The sequence below is a fragment of the Streptomyces durbertensis genome (assembly GCF_014156695.1).
In the GTDB taxonomy this organism is placed as follows: Bacteria; Actinomycetota; Actinomycetes; order Streptomycetales; family Streptomycetaceae; genus Streptomyces; species Streptomyces durbertensis.
In genome coordinates, this window is the sequence record NZ_WMLF01000614.1 from 1 (window position 1) to 2,422 (window position 2,422).

Sequence of the window (2,422 nt, forward strand, 5' to 3'; positions counted from 1 at the left end):
GCAGTGGGCGGCGTAGCCGTCGTCGCCGCCGGCGCCGGGGCGGGTCTCGACCACCAGCAGCCGGGCCGCCGGCTCGGTGCGGCGGAGCTCGGCGAAGGCGTGCAGCAGGTTCGCCGGGTCCTTCGCGGGGGTGAGCGGGCCCACCCACACCAGCAGCGGGTCCGCGGTCGGACCGCCGTCGTCCTCGGGCACCTGGAGGAGGCGGCCGCCGTCCATGCCGGGATAGACCGTGCGCAGCCGCTCACGCGCGGCACCGCAGCGGACCTGCCAGCCCCGGGTGTGGGTGTTGCCCGGGGTGATGAGGTCGGCGGTGCGGTAGGCCTCGGTGGCGAGCCGGCGCTGGAACGAGCCGAGCAGGGCGCGGACGGCCGCCGAGCCGGCGCGGGGCGCGCCGCCGGCCGGGTCGAGCAGGCCGGCGAGTCCGCTCAGGTAGTGCTCGCGCAGTCGGACGCCGTACTCGGTGAGGAGCAGCGGGGTGCCGTGCAGGCGTCTGGCGAGCAGTCCGGGCAGTGCGGCGACGCCGCCGCCCACCGCGTGGCACAGGTCGGCCCCGGCGAGCCCGGTGTCCTCGCCGCGCGGCGGCGGGAGGTGCCAGTCCAGTGAGAGCGGACGCAGCGCGCGTTCCAGCCGCTCGGCGACGGCGAGCAGGTCGGCCACGCGGGCCGTCCGCACGGCCCGCGGCGCGCCCGGCGCGCGGCAGGCCGCCTCCAGCAGGCGGACGGTCTGCTCCGAGCAGAGCGCGGCGGTGAGGTCGCCGTACTCGGCGGCGAGGTCGGCCAGTCCGTAGAGGCCGTGGGCGAAACGGTCCGCCTCGGGGTCGGCGGGGTCCTCGGCCGTGGTCTCGCCCGGGGAGCAGACCGCGCGGGCGAGTTCCTCGAAGTGGGCGTCGAAGCGCCGTGCGAAGTCCTGCCGGCGGGCGGCCCCGCCGCCGCGCCCCCCGCTCGGCCGGGCCGGGCGGGGCGGCCCCCACAGCCGGGCGGTGCGGACCCGCCGGACGTGGGCCGGCAGCGCCGTCCCGAGCCATCCGGCCTCCTCCTGCCGGCGGCCGCGGCTGAGCGCGTACACCTCGAACTCGTGGCCGCTCAGGCCGCGCACCAGCCGGTCGCACCACACGACCGACTCGCCGTGCGCGTAAGGGTAGCCGCCTTCCGTGAGCAGTGCGACGCGCATGGGCACACCCCCGTTCTTCCGTACCGAGCCCTGAGGACGGTTGTCGACGCAAGGCCGTCGCGGCGTTGCGGGAAGACGGTAAGCGCGCGGCCGGTGGGTACGGCGGACGGTTGTCCGCGGCACCACCGGAAGGGGTGAACAACCGTGACTTCTGCCCCGCGCGGGCGTTCAAGGTGGCAGTGTCCGCCCGGCGTCGGCCGTGGGAGCGTGCGCCGGCGTCAGAGGTCCGGGTGCGGCCAGGGGTTGGGGCGGCACGTGCGGTCGTCCGTGGTGAGGAACTTCGTCTGCTGCATCATCACCGGGGCCAGCGCGCCGTCCCGCTCGCACGCCACGTGGCCGTAGCCGAGCCGGTGGCCGACCTCGTGGTTGATCAGCATCTGACGGTACGCCAGCATGTTGTCGGGGCCGAAGGTCTCGGCACCGCGCGCCCACCGGTAGGCGTTGATCATGATGCGCTCGGTCGCCGCCGAGTCGCAGGAGACGTTGTCCTCGGTGGTGTCGAGCCCGGACCTGGCGCACCAGTCGGCGGTCGTCCCGGGGCTGGCGAGTGTCATCACGAAGTCCGCCCGGCCGGAGGAGACGCGGGTGAACGACCGCTCGCCGCCGTGCGCCCAACTGCGTTCGTCGTTGAGCGTCTTGTGCACGGCCTCGGCGAACAGCCCCCCGTCGAGCCCGAGATCCTTCTCGACGTCCACCCGGTAGGTGTACGGGCGTCCGGACTTCGGTCCGGGGTCGGTGCCGCCGACGGTGTCGAAGCGCCCGGGGCCGTCGAGCTTCGGGTCGATGTCGAAGAGCGCGGCCATCTTCTGCTGGTAGGTGGCCGGTCGGGGCTGCTCGGGCGGCTTCTGACCGGCGGGCGGCGGCCGCTCGTCGCCGCGCGAGGTGCCGCCGACCTCCCGGGTGTCGCCCTTGTCGGCCGACGGGTTCGCCTGGCCGTCGTCCCGCCCGGTGGCCACCTGGCCGGCGACCAGCACCGCGAGCACGGTGGTGATCGCCGCCGCGGCGACTCCCGTCAGGGTGCGGCCGCGGCGGGGACTGGCGAAGGTGTCCTCGGTGACTTCCGGTTCCTCGGGTTCGGGGCGGCGGTCCGTCTCGGGCGGCCGCGCGGTGTGCGGTTCGGGGGCGGGGCGGGCCGGCGGCAGGCCGCGGTCGCCGCCCGGGGTGTCGAAGGCGTCCAGGTACTCCTGGCGGGGTGCGGCGCCGCCCGGCTGGCGGCCGGGGCTCGCGGCGCGGTCCGGGTGCGGGCCGGGGA

At 76.4% G+C, this 2,422-nt stretch carries 2 protein-coding genes; both read right to left on the reverse strand.

Annotation, left to right across the window (positions count from 1 at the left end; translation table 11 throughout):
* On the reverse strand, positions 1-1,170 hold a 1,170-nt coding region (locus tag GL263_RS25090), incomplete at its 3' end, for a DUF3492 domain-containing protein (protein WP_182858028.1).
* Positions 1,171-1,388: 218 nt separating this feature from the next.
* A partial coding sequence (locus GL263_RS25095) for a DUF3152 domain-containing protein (protein WP_228456811.1) occupies positions 1,389-2,422 on the reverse strand: 1,034 nt, incomplete at its 5' end.